We start from the raw sequence: 12,716 nt of genomic DNA, 5'->3' as shown, positions 1-12,716 counted from the left end.
GTGCCTTCAGTCAGCGCAGGTGGCGCAGTGGCGGAGCCAGCGGCCTGAATCTGGATGTTTACGTTCGGGTATTCTTTTTTGTAGTTCTCAGCCCAGAGGGTCATGAGGTTGGCCAGGGTATCGGAGCCGACGCTGGACAGGTTGCCCGACACACCAGTGGTCTTGGTGTAGCTCGGGATAGCAGGGTCAACAGCGGCGAACGCGTTGGCAGTCGCAACGCCAGCAGCGACAAAAGTCATTGCCGCCATCAAACGCTTCAGTTTCATGCCTTACTCCTAGCAGATAGGGTGTGTTAAGTCGGGGCCAAGTATCAGCAGGCCGTGTGAACACTCTATGGCTGAAATATGACAATTGGATGAAAGGCCAGCATGTCGCGACAGATCGTTCCCACGCTCTGCGTGGGAACGCCGCCATGGACGCTCTGCGTCCGCATTTGAGAGGTGACGCGGAGCGTCAAAGGATGCATTCCCACGCGGAGCGTGGGAACGATCAGGCGGAAGAGAAAATCAGCGCCCTTTCTTCCAGAGCCATGCCCCCACCAGAATCCCCATCGCGCACAGCACCGCCACGTAGTAGGCCGGGCCCATCGCGCTTTCTTTCAGCAGCAGACTGACCACCATCGGCGTCAGGCCACCGAAGATCGCGTAAGCCACGTTGTACGAGAACGACAACCCGCTGAAGCGCACCACCGGCGGAAACGCTTTGACCATCACATACGGCACCGCACCAATGGTGCCGACCAGAAAACCGGTCAGCGCATACAGCGGGAACAACCAGTTCGGGTGATCGGCGAGGCTGTGATAGAAAGTCCAGGAGCTGATCAGCAGGCCCAGGCAACCGAACACAAATACGCGACCGGCGCCGAAGCGATCCGCCAGTGCGCCGGAGATGACGCAGCCGATGCTCAGAAACACGATCGCCAGGCTGTTCGATTGCAACGACTCGGTCGGCGTGAAGTGATAGACCGTTTGCAGCACGGTCGGGGTCATCAGGATGACCACGACGATGCCAGCGGAAAGCAGCCAGGTCAGCAGCATTGAGATCGCAATCGCCCCGCGATGATCACGCAGGACGGCACGCAGCGGTACTTCTTCTGCCAGCGCTTTGCGCAATTGCAGTTCGGCGAATACCGGTGTCTCGTGCAGCCAGCGACGCAAGTAGACCGAGAACAGGCCGAACACACCGCCCAGCAGGAATGGAATCCGCCAGGCGTAATCGGAAACCTCGGCAGGCGTATAAATGCTGTTGATCGCCGTGGCGACCAGCGAGCCGAGCAGGATACCGGCGGTCAGGCCACTGGTGAGGGTGCCACAGGCATATCCCATATGCTTTTGCGGCACGTGTTCGGAAACGAAGACCCAAGCGCCCGGCACTTCACCGCCAATCGCCGCGCCTTGAATCACCCGCATCACCAACAGCAGGATCGGCGCCCACATGCCGATCTGCGCATAAGTCGGCAGCAGCCCCATGATCAGGGTCGGCACGGCCATCATGAAAATGCTCAGGGTGAACATCTTCTTGCGGCCCAGCAGATCGCCGAAGTGCGCCATGACGATGCCGCCCAGCGGCCGTGCGAGGTAGCCGGCGGCGAAGATGCCGAAGGTCTGCATCAGGCGCAGCCACTCGGGCATGTCGGCCGGGAAGAACAGCTTGCCGACCACGGTGGCAAAGAAGACGAAGATGATGAAATCGTAGAATTCCAGCGCGCCGCCAAGGGCGGACAGCGACAGAGTCTTGTAGTCATTGCGGGTCAACGGTCGTGCGGGTTGCTCGGGCTGCGCGAGGCTCGAAGGCGCTGTGGTCATGGCAAGGGCTTCTCTTATAGTCGGATCTGCCGCCACAACAACGCTGGCGGTGGCTTGGGCAGGTTCGGCACCATAGCAAATTGTTCGAAAAAGCACATAGAGGCGCGTATTTGACAGTCGAAATGAGAACCGGATGGTCGTCGCGGAGTCTACCGACCGATATACTCGCAACCTGCTCCGGTTTGTAAGGGGTTGCTGTGCGAAAACGTCGTTGGCCCGGCCTTTGCTCGGGATTAGCCGGTTTCGCAGAGTTTCTCCTTAGGCGCCTGATGGAAAACGTGACGAACGTAGTATGTTCGGTGTTGAATCGTTTTTCCCGAAGACGGCTACCACCAGCAATACCAACGAAGAGTCACGGGTCAGAGGCACCCCCGGCATGATAGAGCTCGAACAAGAAGATCCAATCCCGCAAGGCGACCTGGCCCTGCAAATCACCGCACTTCCACGCGAAACCAACGGCTTCGGCGATATTTTCGGCGGCTGGCTGGTGGCGCAGATGGATTTGGCCGGCACCGCAATGGCCAGCCGTGTCGCTGGCGGCCGTGTAGCGACCGTCGCCATCGACCGTATGGCGTTCCTCGTGCCGGTGGCAGTCGGCGCGCAATTGTCCTTTTATACCCAGACCCTGGAAATCGGCCGCAGCTCGATCCAGATGATGGTCGAAGTGTGGAGCGACGATCCGTTGTCCAGCGAGTGGCGTAAAGTGACCGAAGCGGTCTTCGTCTTCGTTGCCATCGACGGCAGCGGTCGCACTCGCTCGGTTCCGCCGCGCGCGCGCTAAACCTCGCGGCCGTTTGACGGTCGATAGTGGTCCTTGTTACTGATCGAGAGCTGTCCCATGAACACGCCCAACGTTGAAGCGGTGAAACTGGATGAATTGAACTGCTGGCGCATTCGCCACGGTCAGGCCGAAGTGCTGGTGGCCCAGCAAGGCGCGCACATCCTCAGTTATCAGATCGATGGCCAGCCGCCGATCATCTGGCTCAACGACAAGGCCGATTTCAAGACCGGCAAGAGCATCCGTGCCGGTGTGCCGGTGTGCTGGCCGTGGTTCGGCAAGTTCGAACGTAACCCGCAGAGCGTGCAGGCCATGTACACCGGTGAGCAACCGGCACCCGCGCACGGTCTGGTGCGGGCGATGGATTGGCAGCTGGGCGGCATCGAATCAGAGGCTGACGGCGTCAAGGTCGAATTCAAGCTGCCCTACCCCGAAGGTGGCCTGCCGGGCTGGCCGCATCAGGTCGATCTGACCCTGACCCTGCATTTGTCCGAGCAACTGAGTTTCAGCCTGACCAGCCATAACCGTGGCAGTGACACCGTCAGCCTGAGTCAGGCGCTGCACACGTATTTCGCAGTGAGTGATGTGCGCAATGTGCAGGTCGATGGCGTGGATGGCTTGAAGTACATCGAGACGCTGGACGACTGGAAAACCACCAGTCAGCAAGGTGATCTGCATTTTGCCGGTGAGACTGACCGCATCTATCTCGACGCTCCTCCACAACTGAGCATTGTTGATGCGGCGTGGGAACGACGCATTGTGCTGACCGCGACCGGTTCACGCACGGCGGTGATCTGGAATCCGTGGATTGATCGCGCCGCTGCATTGGCCGACATGGACAACGATGGCTGGCAGCGCATGCTGTGCATCGAGACGGCGAATGTGATGGATGACATCGTCACGCTCGCGCCGGGGGCGGGTCATACCATGGGCGTGAGCGTCGCGAGCAAACCGCTTTAAGATCAAAAGATCGCAGCCTGCGGCAGCTCCTACAGGGTAATCGTCGCGCCATCATGGCCGAACATGGATCCATGTAGGAGCTGCCGCAGGCTGCGATCTTTTGCTTTAGAGATCAGATTCCTGCACCACCCGCACTTTGTCCGCTTCCAGCGCATACGCCGCGTCAGCCAGATCATTGCTGACCTTCTCGACCTTCAGCGTGCCGGTCACCCACAGCGGCGTGTAGATATCGTCCAGCTTCAGACCTTTCGGATATCGCACTAGCACCATCTGATTCGGCGGCGGTGGCGGCACGTGGATGCACGCGCCCGGATACGGCACAAGGAAGAACAGCGTGCTGCGACCCTTCGCGTCGGATTCCAGCGGCACCGGGTAACCACCGATGCGGATGTGCTTGTCGTTCATTGACGCCACGGTTTTGGTCGAATACATCACTGCCGGCAGACCTTTGGCCTGTTTCATCCCGCCCTTCTCGGTGAAGGTGCCGGTCGCTTCCGGGGAGTTGTGGTCGATTTCAGGCATGGCCTCGAGGGCCTTTTGATCCGACTTGGGCATCAGTTCGAGCCAGTCGGTTTCCGGCAGTTCGCCGGCGTGGGCCAAACCGCTGCCCAGGAAAAGGAGAGTCAACAGAAGACGGCGCATGAAGGTGCTCGGTATAGAAAGGAAGGATCGTTGAATCGCCGAGCATTCTAGCCCTCCCGGCCACTTTGGCAGAGAGGGCTTTGTCGCTTTGGATCAGTTCTTTTTGATCAGGCCGTAGATCACCAGCAACACGATTGCGCCAACCAGTGCGCCGATGAAACCTGCGCCCTCGCCCGCGTGATAGATGCCCAGAGCCTGGCCGCCGTAAGTGGCTGCCAGCGAACCGCCGATACCGAGCAGGATGGTCATGATCCAGCCCATGCTGTCATCGCCCGGTTTCAGGAACCGAGCCAGCAGGCCGACGATCAAGCCGATAAAGATGGTTCCGATAATTCCCATGGCAATTCCCTCTCAAAGATAGATATGCGAAGCCTAGTCAGACTTTGGCATCCTGCCATGAGAGAACGGCGGCCCCTGAATGGTTCCGCCGCTGCCACATGAAACTGTTTTACTCGGCGATCAGCGCTTCGACTTTGACGATCTGCGCTTGCAGCGTGGCCATGTCGGCACAACGCAGGTTGGCGTGACCGACCTTGCGCCCGGCCTTGAAGGCTTTGCCGTAGTGATGCAGATGGCAGTCGTCGATGGCGATGACTTTCTCAACCGGGGGTACCACGCCGATGAAGTTGAGCATCGCGCTCTCTCCGACCTTGGCCGTCGAACCCAGCGGCAGGCCGGCAACGGCGCGCAGGTGGTTTTCGAACTGGCTGCACTCGGCGCCTTCGGTGGTCCAGTGCCCGGAGTTGTGCACGCGCGGGGCGATCTCGTTGGCTTTCAGGCCACCTTCGACTTCAAAGAACTCGAACGCCATCACGCCGACGTAGTTCAACTGCTTGAGCACACGGCTCGAGTAGTCTTCGGCCAGCGCCTGCAACGGGTGATCGGTACTGGCCACCGACAGCTTGAGGATGCCGCTGTCGTGGGTGTTGTGCACCAACGGATAGAACCTGGTTTCACCATCGCGAGCCCGTACGGCGATCAACGAGACTTCACCGGTGAATGGCACGAAGCCTTCCAGCAGGCAGGACACGCTGCCCAGTTCGGCGAAAGTGCCAACCACATCTTCCGGCTTGCGCAGGACTTTCTGGCCCTTGCCGTCGTAACCCAGAGTGCGGGTTTTCAGCACGGCTGGCAGACCGATGGAAGCGACCGCAGCGTCCAGATCGGCTTGCGACTGAATGTCGGCGAAGGCCGGGGTTGGAATACCCAGGTCCTTGAACATGCTTTTTTCGAACCAGCGATCACGAGCGATGCGCAGGGCGTCGGCGCTCGGGTAAACCGGGACGAATTGCGACAGGAATGCCACGGTTTCAGCCGGGACGCTTTCGAACTCGAAGGTCACCAGATCGACTTCATCCGCCAGTTGGCGCAGATGATCCTGATCGCCGTAATCGGCCCGCAGGTGTTCGCCCAATGCCGCCGCACAGGCGTCCGGCGCTGGGTCAAGGAAAGCGAAGTTCATGCCCAGCGGAGTACCCGCCAGGGCCAACATGCGACCCAACTGGCCGCCACCGATTACACCGATCTTCATCTCAACAACCTCAGGCAATACGTGGGTCTGGATTGTCCAGGACGCTGTCTGTCTGCTCGGCACGGAAGGTTTTCAGTACCGCGTGGAACTGTGGATGCTTGGCGCCGAGGATGCTCGCCGAGAGCAGGGCGGCGTTGATCGCGCCGGCCTTGCCGATGGCCAGGGTGGCGACCGGGATGCCCGCTGGCATCTGCACGATCGACAGCAGCGAGTCGACGCCCGAGAGCATGGCCGACTGCACTGGCACGCCCAGCACCGGCAGGTGGGTCTTGGCCGCACACATGCCTGGCAAGTGGGCTGCGCCACCGGCACCGGCGATAATCACCTCGATGCCGCGGCTTTCAGCCTCTTCGGCGTACTGGAACAGCAGATCCGGGGTACGGTGGGCAGAGACCACTTTGACCTCGTACGGGATGCCGAGCTTTTCCAGCATATCGGCGGTGTGGCTAAGGGTGGACCAATCGGACTTGGAGCCCATGATCACGCCAACCAGTGCACTCATCGTCGCGCCTCTTCTCTCTGGAGCGCCCGCAGGCGCGTCATAAAACAACAAGCCACGCAGGTTGCGTGGCTTGATTGTACGAAAAATGGCCGGACGTGCCGGCCGAAGGCCGCGCAGTATACCGCAATGAAAGCAATAAACAGCCCCCTGCGCGACCATCTGTCATCTGCCGCAAATGCCCGGTTTTATTGACTTGAAGGTCAGCCAAAAAGATCAAAAGATCGCAGCCTTCGGCAGCTCCTACAGGGAAATGCATTGCAATGCAGGAGCTGCCGCAGGCTGCGATCTTTTCAGGAAGATTGTGCGGCGCCACCTTCGAGCTTGCGCCACAACAGCCGGACGTTGGCCTTGCGCACCAGCGCGCAACGATACAAACGAATCTCCAGCGGCACATGCCATTGCGGGCCACCGCAGACCACCAGTTCGCCGCGCGCAAGTTCGGCGCGCACACTCAACTGCGGCACCCAGGCGATGCCCAGTCCTTCCAGCGCCATGCTCTTCAGGCTGTCGGCCATCGCCGTTTCATAGATCGTGGTAAAGCGCAGCTGACGCTGGCGCAGCAAGCCATTCACCGAACGCCCGAGAAACGCCCCGGCGCTATACGCCAACAACGGCACGCTCGCCTCCCCTTCCAGATCGAACAACGGCTTGCCGTCAGCATCCGCCGCGCACACCGGCAACATCTCGGTCTGGCCCAAATGCAGCGACGGGAAAATTTCCGGGTCCATCTGCATCGCCGCGTCCGGATCGTAGAACGCCAGCATCAGATCGCAGCCACCTTCACGCAGTGCATGCACCGCGTCGCCGACGTTGGTCGCGACCAGCCGCGTGGCAATGTTCAGCCCTTCATTACGCAGTTGTGCGATCCAGCGCGGGAAGAACCCCAGGGCGAGCGAGTGAGCGGCAGCGACTTGCATCACTTCGCCCTGCCCGCCTTCCAGATGATGCAGATGACGCAGCACTTCACCGAGCTGTTCAACCACGGTGCGCGCGGTGACCAGAAACAGTTGCCCCGCCGCCGTCAGTTCGATCGGCGTGCGCGAGCGATTGACCAGGGTCAGCCCCAATGCGGCTTCCAGACTGCGGATCCGCCGGCTGAAGGCAGGCTGAGTCACGAACCGTCGTTCAGCGGCCTGCGAGAAGCTGCGGGTGGCGGCCAGAGCACTGAAGTCCTCGAGCCATTTGCTTTCCAGATTCATCACGTCCTCCCGGACACGCACCAAAACAGGTCACACGTCTGCCGCACACGCGGCGTCACACGGGCATTATGCCGAATGTGCATAGGGCAGTGCTGAACAGCATTGGCCCAAAAATTCGCACAAGCCTAGCATTCGCAGCGTTCCGGCACAGACCGGGTCCATATCGAGATGATTTCTATCATGTCCTCCGCTGCATCTTTCCGCACAGAAAACGACCTGCTTGGCGCCCTCGAAGTACCGGCTCAAGCGTATTACGGTATCCAGACCCTGCGAGCGGTGAATAACTTCCGTCTCTCCGGCGTTCCGATTTCGCATTACCCGAAACTGGTTGTCGGCCTGGCAATGGTCAAACAGGCCGCTGCTGACGCGAACCGCGAGTTGGGTCACCTGAGCGAAGCCAAGCACGCTGCGATCAGCGAAGCCTGTGCCCGATTGATCCGCGGTGATTACCACGAAGAGTTCGTGGTTGACATGATTCAAGGTGGTGCCGGTACTTCCACCAACATGAACGCCAACGAAGTGATCGCCAACATTGCTCTGGAAGCAATGGGTCACGAGAAAGGCGAGTACCAGTATCTGCACCCGAACGACGACGTCAACATGGCGCAGTCGACCAACGACGCTTACCCGACGGCGATCCGCCTGGGCTTGCTGCTCGGTCACGACACCCTGCTGGCCAGCCTCGACAGCCTGATTCAGGCGTTCGCAGCCAAGGGCAAAGAATTCGATCACGTCCTGAAAATGGGCCGCACCCAGCTGCAAGACGCCGTGCCGATGACCTTGGGTCAAGAATTCCGTGCCTTCGCCACCACCATGGGCGAAGACCTGGCCCGTTTGAAGACGCTGGCCCCGGAACTACTGACTGAAGTGAACCTGGGCGGTACCGCGATCGGTACCGGCATCAACGCCGACCCGCGTTATCAAGCGCTGGCAGTTCAGCGTCTGGCACTGATCAGCGGTCAACCGCTGGTTCCAGCCGCCGACCTGATCGAAGCGACGTCCGACATGGGTGCCTTCGTGCTGTTCTCCGGCATGCTCAAGCGCACCGCGGTCAAGCTGTCGAAGATTTGCAACGACCTGCGCCTGCTGTCCAGCGGCCCACGCACCGGCATCAACGAAATCAACCTGCCAGCGCGTCAGCCAGGCAGCTCGATCATGCCCGGCAAGGTCAACCCGGTGATCCCGGAAGCCGTTAACCAGGTTGCGTTCCAGGTCATCGGTAACGATCTGGCGCTGACCATGGCAGCCGAAGGCGGCCAACTGCAGCTGAACGTGATGGAGCCTCTGATCGCTTTCAAGATCTTTGACTCGATCCGCCTGCTGCAACGCGCCATGGACATGCTGCGCGAGCACTGCATCGTCGGCATCACCGCCAACGAAGCGCGCTGCCGTGAACTGGTCGAGCACTCGATCGGTCTGGTCACCGCACTGAACCCGTACATCGGCTACAAAAACGCCACCCGTATCGCCGGCCTCGCCCTTGAAAGCGGCCGCGGCGTACTGGAACTGGTGCGCGAAGAAGGTCTGCTCGACGAAGCCATGCTCGCCGACATCCTGCGCCCGGAAAACATGATTGCTCCACGTCTGGTTCCGCTGAAAGCCTGAGCCGACACGTTACTTGTAGCACCGCTCACCAGGTCGAGGGACTAGACACCTCTCACCTTTTGAGGGCTTGGGGATTTAGTCTCCAGGCCCTTTTTTTTAACTTCTTTGCGGGCAGGACGTTAAATGTTTCGTGTATTTGAAACCGCCAAGATCGCAGCCTTCGGCAGCTCCTACATTGATTGACGTACACCTGTAGGAGCTGCCGAAGGCTGCGATCTTTTGATCTTGCAGCACCCTCGTTTCGTCGCTTGCACCACTACCGTGCAGACGGGCGCGTCACTGATCGGTATAGTGCCGCCCCTCTTCGCGTGAGCGGTCGTCGGTAACGAGGCCATAACCCATGCGAAACCCGAACTAATAACAAACCCGCGAAATGGATCCGGACGAAACCTTCGCCTCACCCCGTCGTGCCGCGCGCACACCGGTGTAACACAATGTTTCTTCCATCCAGCATTTGCTTACACAATAAACAGCGAGGAAAAATCCATGCTCGAAGTCATTAACGACTTCCTCTCAGGGAAAGTACTGATCGTGCTCATTGTCGGGCTCGGTAGCTACTTCACGATTCGCTCGCGTTTCGTTCAATTGCGCCACTTCTTCCACATGTTCGCGGTGTTCCGCGACAGCCTCAAGGGCAGCGCCGGGCAACTCAGCTCGTTCCAGGCCCTGATGCTCAGCCTTGCCGGCCGAGTGGGTGCAGGTAACATCGCCGGTGTCGGCATCGCCGTGACCCTCGGTGGTCCGGGTGCGGTGTTCTGGATGTGGGTGACCGCACTGGTCGGCATGTCCAGCAGCTTCTTCGAGTGCACCCTGGCCCAAGTCTACAAGCGCGCCGAGGGCGACGGCCTGTACCGTGGTGGCCCGGCCTACTACATCCAGCACGGCCTTAAGCTCAAAGGCATGGCAGTGGTGTTCTCCGTCCTGCTGCTGGTCACCTACGGCTTCGCCTTCATTGGCCTGCAGTCCTATACCGTGACCCACTCACTGCAGAACGCCTTTGAGTTCAACCCACAACACACCGGTATCGTCCTCGCGGTACTGCTGGCCATCACCTTCCTCGGCGGCATCAAGCGCATCGCCTCGGTGTCCGACCTGCTGGTTCCGATCAAGACCCTGGCCTATATCGGCGTGACCCTGTACGTGATCGGCACCCAGATCGAACACGTGCCCGCCATGCTGGAAACCATCTTCAAGAGCGCTTTCGGTCTTGACCCGGCCTTTGGTGGCCTGCTCGGCAGCGCCATCGTCATGGGCGTGAAGCGTGGCGTGTTCGCCAACGAAGCGGGCCTGGGCAGTGCGCCGAACGTCGCCGCCGTGGCTGCTGTGAAGCACCCGGGCGCGCAGGGCGTGGTTCAGGCCTTTAGCGTGTTCCTCGACACCTTCGTGATCTGCACCTGCACCGCGCTGCTGATCCTGCTGTCGGGCTTCTACACGCCAGGCTTCGAAGGTGACGGCATCGTCCTGACCCAGAACTCGCTGGCCGCCGTGGTCGGTGACTGGGGCCGCATGTTCGTCAGCGTCGCGCTGTCGCTGTTCGTCTTCACTTGCATCCTCTACAACTACTACCTGGGCGAAAACAGCCTGCAGTTCCTTACCCGCAACCGCGCTGCGCTGATGATTTTCCGTGGCCTGGTGCTGGCGCTGGTGGTCTGGGGTTCGATGCAGGACCTGTCGACCGTGTTCGCCTTCGCCGACATCACCATGACCTGCCTGGCCTTCGTCAACCTGGTGGCTTTGGCCATGCTGTTCAAGGTCGGCATGCGCGTAATGCGCGACTACGACGGGCAGCGTCGCGCCGGCGTCAAACAGCCGGTGTTCGATTCGAGCAAATTTGCTGATCTGGACCTCGACCTGAAAGCCTGGCCGACCAATCCGTCTGCCGCTGCCGGCAAGACTGAAGCCGAGCCGCAAGGCGTGCCTGCAGCGCAACGCTGACAGGTGAATGACGGGCGCATCCCCTGCGCCCGTCAGTTATTGTGGTGCAATAACTTGTAGGAGCGAGCCTGCTCGCGATCGCGGTTGATCAGTCGACATTAATGTTGAATGGGATGCCCCCTTCGCGAGCAGGCTCGCTCCCACAAGGACCTCATCCTTCCGGAGAATCCCCATGAATTCGTCGACCTACCCCGCCGCCCAACACGTCATGGTGCTCTACACCGGTGGCACCATCGGCATGCAGGCCAGCGCCAATGGCCTGGCCCCGGCGTCCGGTTTCGAAGCGCGGATGCGCGACTACCTGAACAGCCAGCCTGAACTCGTCGTGCCGCAGTGGCGCTTTCGCGAGATGTCGCCGCTGATCGACAGCGCCAACATGACCCCGGCCTACTGGCAGCAACTGCGTGAAGCGGTGGTCGATGCCATTGACGTGCAAGGCTGCGACAGCGTGTTGATCCTGCATGGCACCGACACGCTGGCCTACAGCGCGGCTGCGATGAGCTTCCAGTTGCTCGGCCTGCACGCACGGGTGTGCTTCACCGGCTCAATGTTGCCGGCCGGCGTCACCGACAGCGATGCCTGGGAAAACCTCGGTGGCGCACTGGTCGCCCTCGGTCAGGGCCTGGCGCCCGGCGTGCACTTGTACTTCCACGGCGAACTGCTGGCGCCGACCCGTTGCGCGAAAGTGCGCAGCTTCGGCCGTCATCCGTTCAAGCGTCTGGAGCGTCAGGGCGGCGGTGTGAAAGCCTCTACGATTCCCGCGTCGTTGAACTACAACCAGCCGAAACAACTGGCCAACGTCGCCGTGCTGCCGCTGTTCCCGGGCATCAGCGCCGAAGTCCTCGACGGCCTGCTCGACAGCGGCATTCAAGGTCTGGTGCTGGAGTGCTACGGCAGCGGCACCGGGCCGAGCGACAACCCTGAGTTTCTCGCCAGCCTTGGCCGCGCGCGGGATAACGGTGTGGTGGTGGTAGCGGTTACGCAGTGCCATGAGGGTGGCGTTGAGCTGGATGTGTACGAGGCAGGCAGTCGTTTGCGCGGCGTCGGCGTATTGTCCGGCGGCGGCATGACCCGTGAGGCGGCGTTCGGCAAGTTGCATGGGTTGCTTGGTGCAGGGCTGGACATCGCACAAATGCGCCAGCTTATGGAATTGGATCTTTGCGGTGAGCTGAAATCACCGCAGGACTAACCGGGATTGCCGTACTTACACTGAAAAACGAGCCGCTCTTGACTAACCCCGAAAGCAGCGGCTCGGGCTAACTACTGCTCTTCCCAGATTTCAAAAATACCGGTGACTTCTTCAGGAATCCCAGGGTAAGCCTCAGGATTGAATTTAGCCTCAAACGATCCAAAGTAACGACGACTTTTATCATCATAATTAACTGTTAACTTGCCACCAGACCTCCAAGGTATCGAGGCATTGTCGAGATTGTAGGAGACCAGCTCAAACTCGCCATTACGCAGCGATATATAGTCATTTCCCCACTTCTCCCGAACACCAAACGTCGCAGAAACAGCCTTGAAATCTTCAATAATATACAAGGATGAAGCAGGATATATTCTATCTACTCCATCGACCGCTGCTTTCAACTCACCCTTTATAGCAATCCCCCGTCGCGGCCGGGAGATTTTTTTCTTCGGTTGCTTATTGTCCATAACCGCACCTTTATCATTTAACAAATTTACTGTTTACGAAAAAACATTACACCTTAAAAGCCCCTCCAACAACACTTCCGAGACAAAAACAAAGAACTCTTAA

At 59.8% G+C, this 12,716-nt stretch carries 12 protein-coding genes and 1 pseudogene; 5 read left to right on the top strand and 8 right to left on the bottom strand.

The genetic code is table 11. The features are described from left to right. Positions 1-266: pseudogene (locus ACIF4X_RS13620) on the bottom strand (phosphate-binding protein); the annotation flags it as partial. Between the two features lie 240 nt (positions 267-506). Further along, positions 507-1,805 (bottom strand): MFS transporter, encoded by a 1,299-nt coding sequence (locus ACIF4X_RS13615; protein ID WP_397482531.1) that lies wholly within the window; start codon positions 1,803-1,805, stop codon positions 507-509. A 376-nt stretch (positions 1,806-2,181) separates the two neighbouring features. On the opposite strand from ACIF4X_RS13615, the gene ACIF4X_RS13610 reads away from it, so the two are divergent. Both ACIF4X_RS13610 and ACIF4X_RS13605 read left to right on the top strand, forming a co-directional pair. Then, the gene (locus ACIF4X_RS13610; RefSeq protein WP_003229628.1) at positions 2,182-2,586 is read left to right on the top strand and encodes an acyl-CoA thioesterase; all 405 of its coding nucleotides are present in this window, start codon (positions 2,182-2,184) and stop codon (positions 2,584-2,586) included. A gap of 57 nt (positions 2,587-2,643) precedes the next feature. Continuing rightward, a complete protein-coding gene (locus ACIF4X_RS13605) occupies positions 2,644-3,543 on the top strand; it encodes a D-hexose-6-phosphate mutarotase (RefSeq protein ID WP_397482530.1) in 900 nt (299 codons plus the stop codon). Positions 3,544-3,648: 105 nt separating this feature from the next. On the opposite strand, the gene ACIF4X_RS13600 is transcribed toward ACIF4X_RS13605, so the two are convergent. The 5 genes from ACIF4X_RS13600 to ACIF4X_RS13580 form a co-directional block, all read right to left on the bottom strand. Next, positions 3,649-4,185, bottom strand: a complete 537-nt coding sequence (locus ACIF4X_RS13600) for a DUF3299 domain-containing protein (protein ID WP_397482529.1) — start codon at positions 4,183-4,185, stop codon at positions 3,649-3,651. 93 nt (positions 4,186-4,278) lie between these two features. Then, positions 4,279-4,524: a GlsB/YeaQ/YmgE family stress response membrane protein gene (locus tag ACIF4X_RS13595; protein WP_007920223.1), complete on the bottom strand. Its 246-nt coding sequence runs from the start codon at positions 4,522-4,524 to the stop codon at positions 4,279-4,281. 109 nt (positions 4,525-4,633) lie between these two features. Continuing rightward, positions 4,634-5,716, bottom strand: a complete 1,083-nt coding sequence (locus ACIF4X_RS13590) for a 5-(carboxyamino)imidazole ribonucleotide synthase (protein WP_397482528.1) — start codon at positions 5,714-5,716, stop codon at positions 4,634-4,636. Positions 5,717-5,726: 10 nt separating this feature from the next. Then, on the bottom strand, positions 5,727-6,218 hold the full coding sequence (purE, locus tag ACIF4X_RS13585; protein WP_007920220.1) for a 5-(carboxyamino)imidazole ribonucleotide mutase: 492 nt from the start codon (positions 6,216-6,218) through the stop codon (positions 5,727-5,729). A 290-nt stretch (positions 6,219-6,508) separates the two neighbouring features. Continuing rightward, positions 6,509-7,417 (bottom strand): LysR substrate-binding domain-containing protein, encoded by a 909-nt coding sequence (locus ACIF4X_RS13580; RefSeq protein WP_397482527.1) that lies wholly within the window; start codon positions 7,415-7,417, stop codon positions 6,509-6,511. 180 nt (positions 7,418-7,597) lie between these two features. On the opposite strand from ACIF4X_RS13580, the gene ACIF4X_RS13575 reads away from it, so the two are divergent. The 3 genes from ACIF4X_RS13575 to ACIF4X_RS13565 all read left to right on the top strand — a co-directional run bounded on the left by ACIF4X_RS13575 (position 7,598) and on the right by ACIF4X_RS13565 (position 12,146). After that, a complete protein-coding gene (locus ACIF4X_RS13575; protein ID WP_016985755.1) occupies positions 7,598-9,022 on the top strand; it encodes an aspartate ammonia-lyase in 1,425 nt (474 codons plus the stop codon). 486 nt (positions 9,023-9,508) lie between these two features. Next, positions 9,509-10,957, top strand: a complete 1,449-nt coding sequence (locus tag ACIF4X_RS13570) for an alanine/glycine:cation symporter family protein (protein ID WP_397482526.1) — start codon at positions 9,509-9,511, stop codon at positions 10,955-10,957. Between the two features lie 172 nt (positions 10,958-11,129). Beyond that, entirely contained in the window at positions 11,130-12,146 is a 1,017-nt protein-coding gene (locus ACIF4X_RS13565; RefSeq protein WP_397482525.1) for an asparaginase, read from the top strand. A gap of 71 nt (positions 12,147-12,217) precedes the next feature. Here the strand turns inward: ACIF4X_RS13565 and ACIF4X_RS13560 are convergent, their stop codons facing one another. Further along, positions 12,218-12,613 (bottom strand): hypothetical protein, encoded by a 396-nt coding sequence (locus ACIF4X_RS13560; protein WP_397482524.1) that lies wholly within the window; start codon positions 12,611-12,613, stop codon positions 12,218-12,220. Between the last annotated feature and the right edge of the window lie 103 nt (positions 12,614-12,716).

The sequence above is a fragment of the Pseudomonas sp. NPDC085632 genome, assembly GCF_044541255.1.
In the GTDB taxonomy this organism is placed as follows: domain Bacteria; phylum Pseudomonadota; class Gammaproteobacteria; order Pseudomonadales; family Pseudomonadaceae; genus Aquipseudomonas.
Note: the sequence above shows the minus strand (reverse complement) of the source record. Positions and strands in the feature narration are given on the sequence as shown.